Annotated in this window: 16 protein-coding genes; all 16 read right to left on the reverse strand. The window is 49.3% G+C overall.

The features are described 5' to 3' along the window. Positions 1–33: 33 nt before the first annotated feature. Positions 34–885, reverse strand: a complete 852-nt coding sequence (locus AD665_RS21400; RefSeq protein ID WP_024778746.1) for an urea carboxylase-associated family protein — start codon at positions 883–885, stop codon at positions 34–36. Positions 886–900: 15 nt separating this feature from the next. Next, positions 901–1,554 carry a GntR family transcriptional regulator gene (locus AD665_RS21405; RefSeq protein ID WP_053193596.1) on the reverse strand — a complete coding sequence of 218 codons (654 nt, stop codon included), beginning with the start codon at positions 1,552–1,554 and terminating at the stop codon, positions 901–903. Between the two features lie 161 nt (positions 1,555–1,715). After that, complete coding sequence (locus AD665_RS21410; protein WP_053193600.1) at positions 1,716–2,045, reverse strand: ComEA family DNA-binding protein; 330 nt, start codon at positions 2,043–2,045, stop codon at positions 1,716–1,718. 114 nt (positions 2,046–2,159) lie between these two features. Further along, positions 2,160–4,154: a polysaccharide biosynthesis protein gene (locus AD665_RS21415; RefSeq protein ID WP_053193603.1), complete on the reverse strand. Its 1,995-nt coding sequence runs from the start codon at positions 4,152–4,154 to the stop codon at positions 2,160–2,162. A gap of 115 nt (positions 4,155–4,269) precedes the next feature. Next, positions 4,270–5,289 (reverse strand): MraY family glycosyltransferase, encoded by a 1,020-nt coding sequence (locus tag AD665_RS21420; protein ID WP_053193606.1) that lies wholly within the window; start codon positions 5,287–5,289, stop codon positions 4,270–4,272. A 51-nt stretch (positions 5,290–5,340) separates the two neighbouring features. Beyond that, the gene (locus tag AD665_RS21425; RefSeq protein ID WP_231994995.1) at positions 5,341–6,318 is read right to left on the reverse strand and encodes an NAD-dependent epimerase/dehydratase family protein; all 978 of its coding nucleotides are present in this window, start codon (positions 6,316–6,318) and stop codon (positions 5,341–5,343) included. Beyond that, the gene (locus tag AD665_RS21430) at positions 6,305–7,648 is read right to left on the reverse strand and encodes a UDP-glucose dehydrogenase family protein (protein WP_053193609.1); all 1,344 of its coding nucleotides are present in this window, start codon (positions 7,646–7,648) and stop codon (positions 6,305–6,307) included. Before AD665_RS21430 ends, AD665_RS21425 begins: the two co-directional genes overlap by 14 nt. 16 nt (positions 7,649–7,664) lie before the next feature. Beyond that, on the reverse strand, positions 7,665–8,606 hold the full coding sequence (locus AD665_RS21435) for a UDP-glucuronic acid decarboxylase family protein (RefSeq protein ID WP_053193612.1): 942 nt from the start codon (positions 8,604–8,606) through the stop codon (positions 7,665–7,667). Next, complete coding sequence (locus tag AD665_RS21440) at positions 8,603–9,397, reverse strand: glycosyltransferase family 2 protein (RefSeq protein ID WP_170167964.1); 795 nt, start codon at positions 9,395–9,397, stop codon at positions 8,603–8,605. The genes AD665_RS21435 and AD665_RS21440 overlap by 4 nt, the downstream gene beginning before the upstream one ends. Beyond that, the gene (locus tag AD665_RS21445; protein ID WP_053193616.1) at positions 9,394–10,947 is read right to left on the reverse strand and encodes a capsule biosynthesis protein; all 1,554 of its coding nucleotides are present in this window, start codon (positions 10,945–10,947) and stop codon (positions 9,394–9,396) included. Before AD665_RS21445 ends, AD665_RS21440 begins: the two co-directional genes overlap by 4 nt. Next, a complete protein-coding gene (locus AD665_RS21450; RefSeq protein ID WP_147460426.1) occupies positions 10,944–12,257 on the reverse strand; it encodes an oligosaccharide repeat unit polymerase in 1,314 nt (437 codons plus the stop codon). The genes AD665_RS21445 and AD665_RS21450 overlap by 4 nt, the downstream gene beginning before the upstream one ends. 15 nt (positions 12,258–12,272) lie before the next feature. Continuing rightward, positions 12,273–13,325 (reverse strand): pseudaminic acid synthase, encoded by a 1,053-nt coding sequence (gene pseI / locus AD665_RS21455; protein WP_053193621.1) that lies wholly within the window; start codon positions 13,323–13,325, stop codon positions 12,273–12,275. Between the two features lie 4 nt (positions 13,326–13,329). Then, positions 13,330–13,881 (reverse strand): UDP-4-amino-4,6-dideoxy-N-acetyl-beta-L-altrosamine N-acetyltransferase, encoded by a 552-nt coding sequence (pseH, locus tag AD665_RS21460; protein ID WP_122319485.1) that lies wholly within the window; start codon positions 13,879–13,881, stop codon positions 13,330–13,332. Between the two features lies 1 nt (position 13,882). Then, positions 13,883–14,998 (reverse strand): UDP-2,4-diacetamido-2,4,6-trideoxy-beta-L-altropyranose hydrolase, encoded by a 1,116-nt coding sequence (gene pseG, locus AD665_RS27115; RefSeq protein ID WP_055135270.1) that lies wholly within the window; start codon positions 14,996–14,998, stop codon positions 13,883–13,885. 5 nt (positions 14,999–15,003) lie between these two features. Then, positions 15,004–15,705 (reverse strand): pseudaminic acid cytidylyltransferase, encoded by a 702-nt coding sequence (pseF, locus tag AD665_RS21470; RefSeq protein ID WP_024778735.1) that lies wholly within the window; start codon positions 15,703–15,705, stop codon positions 15,004–15,006. Continuing rightward, positions 15,702–16,862 (reverse strand): UDP-4-amino-4,6-dideoxy-N-acetyl-beta-L-altrosamine transaminase, encoded by a 1,161-nt coding sequence (gene pseC / locus AD665_RS21475; RefSeq protein WP_053193630.1) that lies wholly within the window; start codon positions 16,860–16,862, stop codon positions 15,702–15,704. The genes pseF and pseC overlap by 4 nt, the downstream gene beginning before the upstream one ends.

Here is a 16,862-nt window from a genome sequence, read left to right on the forward strand (position 1 = left end):
GTTTCGCTAAATCCCCGCGCCACAAAAGAAGTGTTATTTCTCCCAATCCGCCTTGGCAATCTGCAAGCCATGCAACCCCTTGTAGGCCGCCCGCTCGGGCTGGCTCCAGCCTTCGAGTAACGCATCCTCCAACTGATAGATCTCCACGCCCAGCGGACGACAGACACTGAGCGGATCCTGTGCGTCCGGCCCCCACATTGCCAATGACAGGTCACCGCCAGGGCAAGTGGACAAGGCGCAGAGCAGATCGATCTCGGCAAAAAACTCCAGGTAATCGCCCTTCTGCGCCGGACAGGCCTTCATGAAGTACATGTCGTCATGGTTGAGCCCGGTGCACTGGAAAATATTCAACACATCGTGCACGTCGAACTCTGTAAGACCGTGAGGCAATACCGCACGGGTCAGGTTCGAATGGCAGTGATGATGGAAATCCTCACCGGTCAGCATCCTGTTCACGTAGGGGTCACAACGAGTCCCCAGCAAGTCGTGTAGCCGTCCGCCATGCTCGTCGATGCCGTAGCCGGCCAGGCTGTCATCGGTGATGGTCACCAGGGGTCTCAAGAAAGGCAGGTTCGACCAGAGCCGGTCATGAGTGCTGACATGAGCGCCTTGCAGTTGCCGGGTGCGCGCCGCCCACAACCGCTCCCGCGGATCGTGGGCATTCCAGACGTTGAAATCGCCTACCTGCGGACCTACCGGAGTGGTGACGCGAAACACGTGGCCGGCCGGCACATGCCAGGCACGACCGGTGCGGATCGGCACTTCGAATTGCTCGATCAGCGTGCGTTTGTCCTGCTCGGCGCGGATGCGGTCGTAGAAGGGTTTATCCACCTGCAGGGCCGAGCCTTTGCTGACCTGGTAGGCGGCTGGATAGTCTTTGTACATGGCGCGGTCCTTTGATCAGTGTTTATTAATGGGAGTCATCAACTGCAGGAGCATTTGCTCGGAATCGTCGAGATAGAGGCTCATTGCCTCCTGCGCCGCCTGTTTGTCGCCTTCAGCCAGCCAATCATGGATCTGCCGGTCGCGGGCCAGCCACGGCGCCTGGAAACATGGTTCATCAGGCGCCGAAAAAAACGCCAGGCGCAACTGCGCAACCACGTTGGTGAAAAACTCGTCGAGTAAAGGGCTGCCCATCAACCCGACAATGTGTTGATGGAAAGCCAGGCTATGGGTCCCGACCGCGCGCCAATCTTCACGCTCCCGGGCCAGCTCGGCCGCCTCAAGCGCCTCGAGCATCCGGTTGGATCGATACGCGCCCAATGGCTGGCTGTTCATGATCGCCTGAAGCTCCAGGGTGCGACGGACCTTGAACAGATCCCGTACATCGTCACCGTCCAGTCTGCGGACCATCACCCCCTTGTTGCGCACATAACGGGTCAGCCCTTCCTGCCCCAAGCGATGCAACGCCTCACGAATGGTATTGCGTGAGGCGTTATAGGCCGAGACCAGATCGTTTTCCACCAAGGCCATGCCCGGCAGGAGGGAACCACCGATGATGTCGGCGCGCAGTTCGAGGGTGATCTGGTCGGCGAGGGAAAGACCCGTCTTCATGCTCAATGCCTCTTGATTGTTCAACAATCGATTGGTATTGAGTAATCATGATCTATGCCAAGTTTTATTACTTATCGGATGCCGCCGAATCGTTGCCTGGTTTCTTTTTCGCCAAAATGCAAAAGGCCAGTCATTCGACCGGCCTCTTTCGCTATCTCACTTCAATTCACTTCCAGCTTGTCGAGATTTCTGTCCAGGATCGCCTTGCCAATTCCCTTGACCTCCAACAGTTCCTCAACCGAAGAGAACGCCCCATTTGTTTCTCTGTATGCAACAATCGCCTTCGCTTTGGCCTCACCTATACCCGCCAGCTCTCGCTGTAGCGTAGGGGCATCCGCCTCGTTAAGGTTCACTTTGGCGTCTTGCGGCTTCGCCGCGATGTCCACTGCCTGCGGCGGCGTCTCCGTTCTGGCTGAGGGTGCAGCAATGGCCGCAATAGAGGCGCTGGTCAGCAGGGCAAAGACCAGGGAGTAGAAATAGCCTGTACGCATAAGTGACGCTCCATGACATCGTTAAGAGAGAAGCAGCTTTTCCGAAGCTGCCTCTCAAACTTAGGCGATGATGAATCGCTGTCAAAAATGTGTACGTTACAGATTATGTAATAATCATGGCTCAAGGCGACGCTGCTGGTAGATCCAGTCAACAATCTCTCCGTCCGGGGCATACCCGCTGACAGTATCCCGAAGCAATTGGCGAACACGGGTGTAGTCATCGTGTTCAATCGCAGCCAGCAGCTCAGCCAGCCTGGCCTTGAGCACATCCCAGGGAAGATGATCTTCGTTGGCACTCATGATCATTGGATGCTGGGTAGCAACGACGTTGTCACCAATCAACAACTCTTCATAAAGCTTCTCACCGGGCCGCAGGCCTGTGAACTTGATTGAAATATCACCGTGAAGGTTTTTCTCCGAGCGGACACTCAAGCCAGACAGGTGAATCATTTTCTCCGCCAGTTCGACAATTCTCACCGGTTCGCCCATATCGAGAACGAACACATCACCACCCAGGCCCATGGAGCCTGCCTGAATCACTAGCTGTGCGGCCTCCGGAATGGTCATGAAATAACGCGTGATCTTCGGATGGGTAACGGTCAACGGTCCGCCGGATTTGATCTGTTTATGGAACAGGGGGATAACCGAACCGGACGATCCCAACACATTGCCGAACCGGACCATGGTGAAACGAGTTTTGTTGACTCGAGACACATTGGCGTTGTCGCCGAACAATACGGGCGCCAGCTCACGGCTGAGGGCTTGCAATGTCAGTTCCGCGAGCCGCTTGGTACTACCCATCACATTGGTGGGGCGTACGGCTTTATCAGTGGAGATCAAGACGAAGTTCGATACACCCGCCTGCAATGCAGCCTGGGCAGTGTTCAGCGTCCCGATGACATTATTCAGGACGCCCTCGGCAATATTGTGCTCGACCATAGGGACATGTTTATAAGCCGCAGCGTGATAGACCGTATCGACATTCCAGGTCTTCATCACATCCAATAACTTGGCCTGATCCCGCACCGATCCCAGTATGGGAAGTAAACGAACAGACAGGGACTCCCGGGCAGCTCTAGGTTCAAGTTCGGACAAAATGCTGTAAAGATTGAATTCGCTATGTTCATACAACAAAAGCGTGGTGGGCTTGAGCGCCAGGATCTGCCGGCAGAGTTCAGAGCCTATTGATCCGCCTGCCCCAGTGACCAGAACCGACTGTCCAGTGATGCAATGCTCAAGCAAATCAGGCTGCGCAGGGACCGGGTCACGCCCGAGCAGGTCCGCAATATCCACCTCCTGGATGTCATCAACCTTGACCCGGCCACTGGCCAAGTCCATGAAACCCGGGACGCTACGTACATGCAGCGGGAACCCCTCAAGCAAGGTCAAGATCTCTCGACGACGACCACGGGACGATGAAGGTATTGCCAGTAGGATCTCCTGCGCCCCCGTTGTATCGATCATTTTTTGAATCTGCTTGGGCTCGTAGACTTGAAGCCCGGCGATGACGCGGTCTGCGATGCTGCTGTCATCGTCAATGAACGCGACCGGTCGCATTGCCCGCCCCATTCGCAGGGCGGCCACCAGTTGGTTCCCAGCGGCTCCGGCGCCATAAATAGCAACCTTGGGCAAGCCGTCGTCACGGTTGGTAAACGGGACATGCTGGGCAGCGGTGAACCAGTCTCCCAGAAAGTACTGGCGCATCATCAGGCGTAAGCCGCCAATCATGATCAGGCTAAGCCACCAGTAATTGAAGATGATCGAGCGAGGTACGACCGTTTTATGATTGCTGTACCAATACACTACGAGGGCCAGCAGCAAAGCAGAGAGGCTGACCGCTTTACAGATGGTAATCAATGCGTCGTTACCGAAGTAACGCATGACGGCGCGGTACATACCAAAGCGGATGAAGATCGGAATGGCGACCAGAGGGGCGGATGCGAAAAGCCAAAGGTGCGTTTCGATCGGAGTGGCCAATGCCTCCACACCTAGACGAACGACAAACGCGAGCCATAGCGCGACCCAGACCAGGATTACGTCTGTAGCCACCTGAATCGCCCGCTTGTGGCGTCTTGGCAACCCCAGCAAAGCCGTTCTCAATTTACCCATAAATTCCTCATGCACCCCTGGGTAGCTCCTAAAACAGATCCATTCCTGATGCCTGCGGCGATGCCATCGACCTTTGGACAACGGATAAACGAAAAACGTGAACCTCACCCTGAACTCAGGCCTTCTCAAGCTCACCAGCATGAAACCTGACAGCCAGCAATACTAACGGTATATAAGCCACAACCAAAGCTAGCGCTCCGTCCAGACTCCATAGCATGACGCATGCTGCGATAGGCAGCAGCCAAAACACGTTGATCACTGCCACTGCCAGTGTCACGGGTAAATGTCGACCATATTGGCGTGAAGCGAATTGATAAGCGTGACTGCGATGAGCCTCGTAAACCCTGTCCCCTCGTAAAAGGCGCCGTATCAAGGTTACGGTAGCGTCAACGACAAATACGCCCAATAAAATGAGCCAGACCCATAACAACTTTGGTGAGGCCCAGGCCGCCTGCAGCGAGAGGATTCCCAGAATAACGCCGAGAAATCCACTACCCGCATCTCCCATAAAAATACGGGCGGGGGGAAAATTCCAATACAGAAACCCCGCCACCCCCATGGCAAGCACTAAAGGAGCCACAATCAGGGTTTCAAACCCACCTATCCAATAGAGCACACTGGCTCCAAGACAAGCACAAATCGCTTCGACGCTGGCAATACCGTCGATACCATCCATGAAGTTATAAAGATTGAGCATCCAAACCAGATAAAAGACAGCCAGAACATCTCCAAGCCAAGCTAACTCAAAATGAAGACCAAACAACGTAATTGCCGGCAAACCGCCCAGCCAGTACAACGCCCAGACTGCCGCCGCAAAATGCCCCAACAAACGCCAACGGGCAGCTATATGACCATGATCATCCAGGAACCCAAGCACTGCAATTCCCGCCCCGGCACCCAACATCGCCCACATACCTGGCCAGGTCAGGAATTCGGTAGTGACCAATATGGGCAATGCCAAGAGGAAGCTGAGGACAATTGCCACGCCGCCTCCACGAGGAGTTGGTACCGTATGTGAGCTGCGGGCGTTAGGAACGTCGATGATGCTTCGGAGCAACGCATAACGACGCAGTAACCAGGTAAGCGCACCTGAAAAACCCACAACTAGTAAAAGTAATAGCAACGTCACAGTCATAAGATCCAAACCGAAGCCCCATTTCGAACCTGATTACAGCCAGCTAATATGTCAATCGGAGCGCTTTTCACGCCAATTGCGTCCGACCTTGACCAACGCGTCCTGTGCGTTCTCCTCCGGATGCCAATCCAACAAGCGACGGGCTTTGGCTGAATTAACTTGCAGCGAGCAAAACAGTTGAACATATAAGTTTTGACGACCAATCAGCTTCGCACCGAACGACGCCAAGCGAATCGGAACGGAAAACAAACGTAAGCGCTTACCCATGCCCTCGGCCATAGATTGCACTATCTCGGTCGTTGATAAATCATGACAATCGGCTATCAAAAATAGTTCTCGCGCCGCATTTGGATGCTTTATGCACACCTCGAGAAATCCCACCAGATTTCCAAGCGACACCATGCTTCTCTTATTATCTACAGCTGCAAAAGGAAGCGGTAACCCAGCAGAAACCAGCCGTAAAAGTCTGGCAAAATTTCCTGGGGCGCCTGCATCATAGACCAATGGTGGACGAACAATAACAAGCTCAACGGGAGAATGCGCCAGCATCGCCCCAAGTTGCAATTCGGCTTCGTATTTCGAAACGGCATAATCCGCATGTGGCTGCACAATCGACAGCTCATCGAAAGGGCCGAGGCCAGTTTCCGAACCATTAACACCAATTGAGCTGATAAATATAAAACGTCTCACGTCCGCGTCGATAGCACACTGAGCCAAACGCACCGTCGCTTCACAATTAACTGCACGGTAACGCTCAAGAGCCCCGCAGGCTTGCTCGCTCAGTATATGGGCCCGCCCAGCCAAGTGAACGATACAGTCAATACCGAGGTCTTTAATATCCAGCATGGCATTACTTTCAAGATCCGCCACCAGATACCTTACATGTTCGACAGGGTCAGACAGCTTCCGCACTACGGCGTGCACTTCGTAGCCGCTCTCTAAAAGCTTCCGGCACAGCGCTCTACCAATGAATCCATTAGCTCCCGTTACCAGAACCTTATGCCCCCCTCCTCGACTATTGATATTCACGGCCAGTAAGCCCTCGCCCAATTGCAAAATACAAGAGCCCTGCGCGTGCCATCTCAGCTGGATTGAATACGTTTCGTCCATCCACAACGATTGGATAACGAAGCGTTCTCTTCAACCAATCAAGCTCAAGTGCCCTGTAAGCTTTCCATTCAGTACAAATGACCAGAGCGTCAGCACCCTCGACGGCATCCTCCCGCGAATGACACAATTCAAGGTCATCGCGAAAGCCATAAATTCTTTTGCATTCTTCCATGGCCTCAGGATCATGAGCCTTGACCGAGGCTCCCGCGGCCCATAAAGCCTCCATCAGCGTTCGACTAGGGGCGTCTCGCATATCATCGGTGTTTGGCTTGAAGGCGAGTCCCCACAGTGCAATGCACTTTCCTTTCAACTGCCCGTCGAACGCCTGAAGCAGCTTTTTAAACAATATATCTTTCTGACGATTATTGACCGCCTCGACAGCTAATAGGAGTTCAGGTTGATAGCCTGTTTCCTGAGCCGTCCGGGCCAGAGCCTGAACGTCTTTGGGGAAACATGATCCACCGTAACCGCATCCCGGATAAATAAAGTGATAACCAATCCGTGGGTCAGAGCCCATACCAAGACGAACACTTTCGATATCTGCATCAAGGCGCTCAGCCAAATTGGCCAACTCATTCATGAAGCTGATCTTGGTTGCCAGCATCGAGTTAGCTGCATACTTCGTCAACTCAGCCGAACGAATATCCATGAACATAATTTTGTCATGATTCCGGTTGTAGGGCGCATAGCAATTACGCATGGCTTCAACGACTTTTTCCGAATCAGTACCTACGATAATTCGAGGTCCCTTTGTGAAATCATCAATGGCGGCTCCCTCCTTAAGAAATTCGGGATTGGAGCACACATTGAACTCTACGACCTTATTCCTGGCTTCGAGCTGCTCTTGTATCGCGACCTTAACTTTATCAGCGGTGCCCACCGGAACAGTTGATTTATCAATGACCAGCTTTTCACTGCTCATATAAAGGCCTATAGTTCTAGCCACTGCTAAAACATACTGCAAATCGGCTTTTCCGTCCTCATCCGGAGGAGTACCAACGGCAATGAACTGCAAGAATCCGTGTTCAACTCCCTCTACCGCGTCTGTCGAAAATCTCAGCCGTCCAGCCTGGACGTTATTGAAAATGAGTTCATCTAGGCCAGGCTCATAGATGGGTATAACCCCCCTATTCAACCCATCAATCTTTTCCTTATTGATATCAATACACATCACCGAATGCCCAACATCAGCCAGACAAGCGCCCGTGACAAGCCCTACATACCCACTACCAAATACTGTAATTTTCATCAAAACCAACTTTTAATTATTTTTCCGACAGCAGATTATCAAAATACTTTATTGTCTTCTCCAAGCCCTGATCAAGCATTATCGTCGGCTGCCAGTCGAGAATTTGCTTAGCATAGCTAATATCGGGTTGCCGCTGCTGTGGATCGTCTTGGGGCAACGGCTGAAAAACAAGCTTAGAGTTTGAACCGACCAATTCAAGCACGCGCTCAGCCAACTGTCTAATTGTAAACTCTCCTGGATTCCCCAAGTTAACTGGTCCAGTGACCTCGTCGGCCGTATTCATTAGGCGCAGGAAGCCTTCAACAAGATCATCTACATAACAGAAGCTACGTGTTTGCTGTCCTTCACCATAGATCGTGATATCTTCACCACGAAGCGCCTGAACGATAAAATTGCTCACCACCCGACCGTCATTTGGGTGCATGCGTGGACCGTACGTATTAAAGATGCGTGCAATTTTTATACGGACGTTGTGTTGACGATGGTAATCGGAAAACAGAGTCTCAGCGCAACGTTTCCCTTCGTCATAGCAAGAGCGAATACCAATAGGATTCACTTTTCCCCAATAAGATTCTGGCTGCGGATGCACCTCGGGATCACCATAAACTTCACTGGTGGACGCCTGAAAGATTTTCGCTTTGGTGCGCTTGGCAAGGCCAAGCATATTAATAGCACCATGGACATTTGTCTTCAGGGTCTGCACTGGATCAAACTGATAATGAACCGGCGACGCGGGGCAAGCCAGGTTGTATATTTCGTCAACTTCCACATGCAACGGAAAAGTAACATCATGCCGAAGAAGCTCGAAATAAGGATTAGCCAGCAAGTGGGCGATATTACGCTTTGCTCCCGTGTAAAAGTTATCAACACACAACACTTCCGCGCCTTGATCAAGCAGTCGCTCGCATAAGTGGGAGCCTAAGAATCCAGCGCCGCCAGTCACCATTACACGTTTCATAATCCCTTCCTCAAGACCCTATAATAAAATCCACCTAATGCATGAGTAAGCGTATAAAACGCCGCCTGAACACTGGAGGTTCCCGGATATTCTTTATGCACCATATACATACGTTCGAGCATATACTTCTTTGAGCCCGAAATTTGACCGGCAATTCGTCGATAACTCAACAAAGGGTAAGAGAGCTTTATGCTTTCACCTACCGCTTCATGCACTCTTAGCCAGCAATGATAATCCTCAACAGCTTTATAGCGAATATCTTCGTTAAAAGGAAAACGCAACATAACCTCCTTTTTCAAAACGACACTAGAAGTCGGAATCCGCCCCTTTATCCGCTGCTTAGCAAAACTGATCTGTTCACAGCCAACAGTTCCTACACTCTGAAAAGACAAAAGCTTATCGTCAGTAAAATCTTTCATCTGGGTGCAGCAAAAACTTACGTTATGTTTCTCAAGTGCATCCATCTGTAAGGTCAGTTTTTCTGGATGCCAGATGTCATCTGCATCCAGAAAAGCTATCCATGAGCCTGTCGCGTTGCGAACGCCAATATTTCTGGGGGCTGCGGGAGCACCATTATTACGATCTAAAGGAATAAGCTTGACTCTCGAGTCTTTCTCTACAAATGACTGAACAACCTGGCGAGTCGAGTCCTTCGAGCAGTCGTCTACAACAATCAGTTCCCAGTCATCATAAGCCTGGTCAATCACAGACTGAATTGATTTCCCGATTAACGCCTCTGCGTTATAGGATGGCATGATTATGGAAACCAGTTCCCGAGCTAACTCACTCAACCTCTATCTCCTCTTGGCATCTTAGCCCTAACATTATCGACCCAGCGCAGTCCAAAACGTCGTTGAATCGGAAGCGGCTTCAGCTTGATACGTTCTACCGTATGGCTTGCCAATTTCTTCCACTCTTTATTCTTCAAAGCTGCAACGACTTCATCTTCATCCCGGTTGTCGGTAGAAAAGGAAGAGTCATCGGCAACCATCTTACCTGTCCTCAGCATGGAGATGAGTCGCTCAGGATCGGCCCCTTCAAAATACTCGTAACGAATCGTTTCCAAAGCACGGACATATTCCACATACTGAGGAAAACGATGGGATCGCAGATAAAGGAAACGCAAGGTCTTACGGATGACCATATCTGGATCCAGAGGTATAAGTGCTCCACTCGCATACAAGGATTGCTTATCGCGAAAGACCCTGACAAAGCCAGCCTCCTGGTAAGTCGACGGTCCCATGCAAATCACCTGCTTACCACAAACCCCCGCCTCTACTGCCGAACTTCCACCGTTCAAAACGACAATATCGGCCTGCTGAATAAGATCATAGGTACTGGCTTTCTGCTCACTGGAAATACAGTAAATACTATTCCTTTCAGTCCATTCCTTATATAAAGACAACGAACGGTCGCCCACAGCCTGACCGATATTTTCCGCCCAGTTCGGATGGCAACGGACTACCACTTGCTCAGGCTTTATGGAAAAAGCTTCGAACAAATCATCTAATGCCTTCGTGTTATCTTCCCAATCGGTTCGCCATTCGTTATGTCCGGCAAATTCGTTTTTACTGCTTGGGATAACCAGAACTTTCGGACCGTCACTATTTAATGGCCAAGGCGCAGGCTCCGGGTTCTGATTATATAACCGCCACTCGAGAGAATTAGTTTGTAAAAACCGTTCTCCGGCTAGCCGACCAGCCAGTTTCGCCTGCGTAAGAGTCAGCGGTTTATTATCGTACTCTTTGACCATTTGACTTAAAGCCCTAAGAGACAAACAATTTGCATTTGGAATTAAATGAATTCCATCGCCAAACCAAGTCCGTTCATGTGTGACGTAAGGAATTTGCATTTGCTCACAAGCATAAGTTATCGCGCGCGTCAAATCCATACGCCCGTTGAAACAAACAACGCCTTCAAGCTTATTATCCTTTATCCAGCGCGATGCACCTTCGTAAACTTTGTCGATAGGCTCATACAAACTTTCCCTAATAGCAACCACTTGGGGTTCGTTCCACTCTGCTTCAGACTCAGTTCGATTCAAAGTACACGAACTGGACAGTGCCAACTCATCCAAAATTTCTTCATGCAAGCTTCCAGACTTACCAGTCAAAGAGGTAATATTTTGCACAGGAAAGCTTCTAACACCACCCAATATACATTTAGGACACTCTGATATTTTTTGCTTACCCTTAATAGCACGAGAATAGCAATTAGAAACCGCGCTATCACAGGTCAGAAAAAAAACCTCATGATTATCTTTTGCGACAGTGGTAGCTAAATAATAGAGATGCTCGACGTGAGGTCGAAATGAGAACACATTAACAAATCCAATTCTCATCGTGACATCCTCATCGAACGAATAGAGATATAGATAACACTTGCCGCACACAGCGACACCAAGACAAATATAAACATGATAACATTCAGGGATGACAGCACCGGCGCTACCAGCAAAGTATCCAATAAGGCAACATAAAAAATAATCTTGAACACCCCCGCAGAGCGCAACAACAAAAAGTTCATCCATGCAAGCATAGCTCCTAGGAGCGAAGCACCTACAGCAACGCCAAGCCAGCCATACTCATAGTAAATGGAACCTGGTAGCGAGTTGAATAACCCAGCATATGGATAGTTACCGTCTACCGGACCGCCAATTTTGGCATACAACGCCAGTACCCCACCCCATAGCGCTGAGCCCCCCGCATCACCAGGCATGTACTGAATACTTTCCGAAAGCACCCAAAATGTATGAGTTACATATAGCGCCGTGAGTAGGAGATAATTCTTTAAATCACATGAAATCCCCACGCTGCACGCTTCATAGGATTGAGTTTTTATGCCATGTAAATGATCAACAAAGCTATTCAGATATGACTCCGAGTCATTTCCTCCGACAGAGGCTCTAGCGTAAAAGACATACATAATCACTATCAGACATAGCATTCCAGAAACAAACATCCAAATCAAAGATCTCACCTTGAACAACTTAGAATAAATTTCACGACCAGAGCTCCCGCGAGCAATCATTACCGCAACGAAACTTACAGCCAGTACGGCTATCAGAGATCGTCCCCCTAAAATATATGACCCAGTAAGCAGCGCAACAAAAATTAAAATTGCCAACTTGCGCCTTTGTCCTACTGAAAAAAACTCATAGTAATAAATCAAAAACACGAACGCAAAATAATACCAAAACTGCAAAAGATTCCCAACCACACTAAAAATCGACGAAACCCCCTCTCCGGTCGCCCTTTCATTATTCAGGCGAGTTCGTATTTCGACAAAATTATCATTAATAAAATCGACTCCTTGATAAAGCGAGCGATCAATTATCAAAAAAAAGAGCCCCACTATTGAAACCCAACATGAAAATCGCATCACCAAATATAGTTCTCGGGGTGGTTCGCGAAAAAGTTTCGGTACTGAGCAAGGCGCAAGCAAATGCAAACTCAAGGATAAAGCAAAATATGCGAGGGAGAGCAAGATGTAAAATAGAGCATATACTCCATAGGCGGGATATACGTCTGCAAAGGCAGAAGTGAATGGAATGGATATCTCCAAGACGACAAAAAACAGCGCCACCATTAAAACTATGATAATGGGCGAAAACATTTGCCTTAATTTTTTACTTGTAACTATCAATTCCACTCACTCACCACGTATTTATTGATCTAAAAAATCATAACTCAGAGGAGTATTTTTCTTGATATCTACCACAGCAACCTTACCTAAAACACTCTCCAGATACTTGGGTGCCAGGCCATACCCCGGACGGACACTCCTGATATTCTTGAGGCTTATGCGTTCACCTTTTGCAATATCTTCTACAACATATAAAGACCGTCTGAACTGAACATTCCCCTGCTCACTTGATTTACAACCATAATCAACCTTACCCAACGCTGCCCACGCTGTTTTGCTATCCCGACACAACGCTAGCAATTCAGATGGCTCGAGCGAAAAACTATCATCTGGACCGCCGCCGCTTCGATCCAGTGTGAAGTGTTTTTCGATGATCGATGCCCCCAGTGCAACGCTAGTAACCGCCGTTGTGTTATCTAGGGTATGGTCAGACAAACCTGTTACTAGACCATGACGTTGGATCATGTCTGGTATCGTACGTAAATTGTAGTCAGAGGCCGGAGCAGGATAGCCACTTACACAATGAAGAACCGCAAGCTCTTTACAACCACCCTCGCGAGCAGCGTCTATAGCTTCCGCTATCTCCTCAGCGTCAGCCATACCAGTCGAGATAATCATTGGCTTCCCTGTACTTGCCGCATATTTTATCAGTGGCAAGTCAACAGCTTCAAACGAAGCAATTTTATAAGCCGGCGCCCCCAGACTTTCTAGAAGATCTATCGCGGTATTATCGAACGGGGAGCTAAAGATGGTGATTCCTAGTTTACCTGCGTACTCGAACAAGGAGGTGTGCCACTCCCATGGCATTTGAGCTTCACGATACAAGTCATACAAATATTTACCACTCCACAAACCTCCCTTTATTTGAAACTCAGAGGTTTTGGAATCAAGGGTTATGGTATCGGCGGTGTAGGTTTGTAGCTTTACCGCGTCTGCGCCTGCCTTTTTGGCTGCTTCAATTATCTTGAGCGCAGTGGATAACTTTCCATTATGATTAGCGGAAAGCTCAGCAATAACATATGGAGGGTGCGCCCCCCCTATTTTGCGTCCATTTATAGAAATTTCCGGATTCATACATTCAACCCTTGGATAATTTTAATATTTTTTCATACATAGTAGGTCGACGTAACTCCCACTCGAGAGAGAGAAGCCCCAACTTATAGACATCCACATATTGACCATCAACCAAATGGTGCTCCCGCAAAATGCCTTCAACCTTAAAATCGAATTTCTGGTGAAGCTTTATTACTGCCGAATTAAAAGCCAACACTTCACACATTAACTTATGCAGATACATATTATAAAATGCGTAGTCCAAGGCAAGAAATTCCATCTTACTTCCCGCCCCCTTTGGAGCTTCGGGGCTAGCATAGAATGCCCAAGATGATATTGCATTCACAACATCCAAATCATTAAAACCAACTATTCCAGTTGGCTTTCCATCAAGCTCATACATAAAGTAACGTTGATCGCTACGAAGCTGAACCCGCTTCCACCAAGCTAAATGTTCTTCAAGACTGATTTCATGCCTTGTGTACATATTAGCTCTAACGTTCGGAGCATTCCGCCAAGCGAGCATCAACTCAAGCTCATCGTCATTAATTTCACGAAGTTTACCGAGCGCTTCCATTTTAGTACCCATCGACACGACTGACTTCAGTTATTTTTTTTATTAACAATTCACAACCGCCCCCGTCAGTGACTTGCTTTGAAGACTCACTTAGCGACTTTAGCAACGCAGGATCATTGACGACATTATCAACCGCCCGTGCCAGTTGCGAAACGACATCCCCATCCAATGAGATCATTAAGACTGCGTTTGCACGGGCCAATTGAGCAGCGGCAAATCTCTGATTATCGGCCAACACGACCATGATAGTAGGCACTCCAAGACAACAACGCTCCCAAGATGTCGAACCGGCCGCTCCAATTGAGAGATCGCTATCAGCCATTAGCTGTGCCATGTTACTAACATTTACTTTAACTTCGGTGTGCCAAGGCAACATGTTCGCTAGCTGCTGAATATCTTCAAGCCATGGAGCCGTTGCCCCCATCACGATAGTGACCCGACAACTTTTAGGTAGCGCTGATAGCTTTAATCCTTCAAGCACCTGCCGCGTCATATTGTCTTTATCAACACCTCCCAGGGTAATCAGCACATTTTCAAGCCTGTGCTGAGCTCTCCTGATCAAACTGCTAACTCTTAGCCTTCTAAAGTCCGGCTGAAGCAACGCATATCTTGATCCGCATAGAACAGCACAACGGGAAGGCACTAGAGAAAAATAATCACCAGCCTCACGCCCTAAAGTCTGATCTAACAAAACATCACTAGCATGCGCTCGATTTACCAGATCATCTATGACTAATAGCTTAACTCCTTTCCGCTTTAATTTCAGTTCCCAAGCTATATCTAGTGCATAGTGGTCGACAACTAGCCAGTCAGGTTGCAAAATATCCAATAGACACGAACACTGCTCAGCATCAAGGTCCTGAGTTACGCCTAGCCAATCGTGATACAAGGGTTTGTCAGCTATTTGTAGTGAAGGCGCGGAGCTCCCATCGGTCATCAATCCATGTGCGTTGAAACCTTTACCGCGAATAATATGCAGGAGATTTCCTGGAAGCTCCCGACAAATAAAGTAGCATTCTGCGCCTTCTGCTTTCAGCGCCTCGGCCAGCGTCAGGCAACGCATGACATGCCCACTCCCCATTTGCAGCGAGGCATCGGTCCGAAACACCACTTTCATACCATTCACGGCCGCCCAGCCTCCGCTTGAAGGGCTCTATGCAGCCACTCCGCACGGGTCCAATCCTCTGGCGTATCGATGTCTTGTACTCGGTGACGTGGTAACAACACCGCACTGGACTCATGACCGAAAATCACAGTCCCTGCCAACCATGCGCTCGTCAACCCCCAATAAAACTGCCCGGCATCGTGAAAACTCTCCTCAAGATCCTGAGAGCGAGTGCTGAACTGCTCAGCGTCAAACATTTCAACGTGCCCCGACTCTGTCAAACGAATCGCTCGCTGAATTGGAAATGCGTAACTGGTCACCGAGAACGCGTACTTGCTTTCCGTCTGTTCAAGAATAGTCAAACCACGCCGTAAATCTTCAGGGTCGACAAAAGGAGCGGTAGCATAGAGGCAACACACCTGACGAGCCTCATACCCATCAGCCTTGAGCGCTTCGATAGCATGCTGGACGACCGGGATGGTTCCGGTGTAATCGTCAGATAGCTCCGCCGGACGCATGAAAGGCACATCGGCTCCGTACTGCCTGGCAACGTTTGCTATTTCGTCGTCATCCGTTGAGACAATGACTTTATCAAAGCAGCCACTCGTCAGCGCCCCTTCAATTGACCAAGCGATCATCGGCTTGCCGCAAAATATCTTGATATTCTTTCGCGGGATTCGCTTGCTGCCACCTCGGGCAGGAATGACGGCCAACCTCATGTCGCCAAAGCCTTAGCAATAGCAGCGACGACCTGATCTTGCTGTTCATTACTCATTGTCTGAAACATTGGAATACTGATGGCTTCACGATAGTATTCCTGCGCCATTGGAAAGTCTTCAGGCTTGAATCCCATCTGCGCGTAATATGGCTGAGTGTAGACCGGAATGTAATGAAGATTTACGCCTATTCCTTGCTCACGCAAAGACTCGAACACTTGCCGATGACTTTTAGCTATTTCGCCCAGCTTTAGGCGAATTACATACAGATGGAGTCCTGAGTAACTGTCTGCATGTTGCCAAGGGATTACTACTGGCAAGGCTTCCAACAAATCGTTGTAGCGAGCGGCTAGCTGATGGCGCCTGGTAATGTATTGGTCCAGACGCTCCATCTGGCTTATGCCAAGAGCAGCCTGTAGCTCGGTCATCCGATAATTGAAACCAAGATCAATTTGCTGGTAATACCAAGGGCCGTCAGTTTCATGCGTCATTAGTTGCGGATCACGCGTAATCCCGTGACTGCGTAACAGAGTCATTTTATCTGCCAAATCGGAGTCGTTGGTTAGAGCCATCCCTCCTTCGGCGGTTGTAATGATCTTGACCGGATGAAAGCTGAAGACTGTAATATCACTGTATCTACCATTGCCTATATATTCGCCTTGGTATTTTCCACCGACTGCGTGTGAAGCGTCTTCGATCACCTTGAAACCAAATCGTTTAGCCAGTTTGTGAATGGCTTGCATATCACAAGGCTGGCCACAGAGATGAACCGGTACAACCACTTTTGGTAAAGTACCTTCTCTCTCAGCCAGCTCCAACTTACGCTCCAGCGCTTGAGAACAAAGGTTGTAGGTACGAGGATCGATATCCACAAAGTCAACCTGAGCACCACAATACAATCCGCAATTTGCAGAGGCTACGAATGTAATGGGGCTTGTCCATAAACGATCGCCCGGACCAAGCCCTAAGGCTAGGCATGCGACATGAAGCGCAGATGTAGCACTGTTCATTGCCAATGCATAGCCGGCACCCACGTGACTAGCAACTTGCTGCTCGAAACGCGGCACCATAGGGCCCTGCGTAAGGAAGTCGGACTTCAACACCTCGACTACCGAATCAATGTCCGCTTGGGTTATATCCTGACGACCGTATGGAATCAT

Source organism: Pseudomonas corrugata, from assembly GCF_001269905.1.
Taxonomy (GTDB): Bacteria; Pseudomonadota; Gammaproteobacteria; order Pseudomonadales; family Pseudomonadaceae; genus Aquipseudomonas; species Aquipseudomonas corrugata.

What these genes read in the sequence shown, in the direction of transcription:
- AD665_RS21400 (WP_024778746.1), bottom strand. Translation starts at nt 885, where the DNA reads ATGTACAAAGACTATCCAGCCGCCTACCAGGTCAGCAAAGGCTCGGCC.
- AD665_RS21405 (WP_053193596.1), bottom strand. Translation starts at nt 1,554, where the DNA reads ATGAAGACGGGTCTTTCCCTCGCCGACCAGATCACCCTCGAACTGCGC.
- AD665_RS21410 (WP_053193600.1), bottom strand. Translation starts at nt 2,045, where the DNA reads ATGCGTACAGGCTATTTCTACTCCCTGGTCTTTGCCCTGCTGACCAGC.
- AD665_RS21415 (WP_053193603.1), bottom strand. Translation starts at nt 4,154, where the DNA reads ATGGGTAAATTGAGAACGGCTTTGCTGGGGTTGCCAAGACGCCACAAG.
- AD665_RS21420 (WP_053193606.1), bottom strand. Translation starts at nt 5,289, where the DNA reads ATGACTGTGACGTTGCTATTACTTTTACTAGTTGTGGGTTTTTCAGGT.
- AD665_RS21430 (WP_053193609.1), bottom strand. Translation starts at nt 7,648, where the DNA reads ATGAAAATTACAGTATTTGGTAGTGGGTATGTAGGGCTTGTCACGGGC.
- AD665_RS21435 (WP_053193612.1), bottom strand. Translation starts at nt 8,606, where the DNA reads ATGAAACGTGTAATGGTGACTGGCGGCGCTGGATTCTTAGGCTCCCAC.
- AD665_RS21445 (WP_053193616.1), bottom strand. Translation starts at nt 10,947, where the DNA reads ATGAGAATTGGATTTGTTAATGTGTTCTCATTTCGACCTCACGTCGAG.
- pseI (WP_053193621.1), bottom strand. Translation starts at nt 13,325, where the DNA reads ATGAATCCGGAAATTTCTATAAATGGACGCAAAATAGGGGGGGCGCAC.
- pseH (WP_122319485.1), bottom strand. Translation starts at nt 13,881, where the DNA reads ATGGAAGCGCTCGGTAAACTTCGTGAAATTAATGACGATGAGCTTGAG.
- pseG (WP_055135270.1), bottom strand. Translation starts at nt 14,998, where the DNA reads ATGAAAGTGGTGTTTCGGACCGATGCCTCGCTGCAAATGGGGAGTGGG.
- pseF (WP_024778735.1), bottom strand. Translation starts at nt 15,705, where the DNA reads ATGAGGTTGGCCGTCATTCCTGCCCGAGGTGGCAGCAAGCGAATCCCG.
- pseC (WP_053193630.1), bottom strand. Translation starts at nt 16,862, where the DNA reads ATGATTCCATACGGTCGTCAGGATATAACCCAAGCGGACATTGATTCG.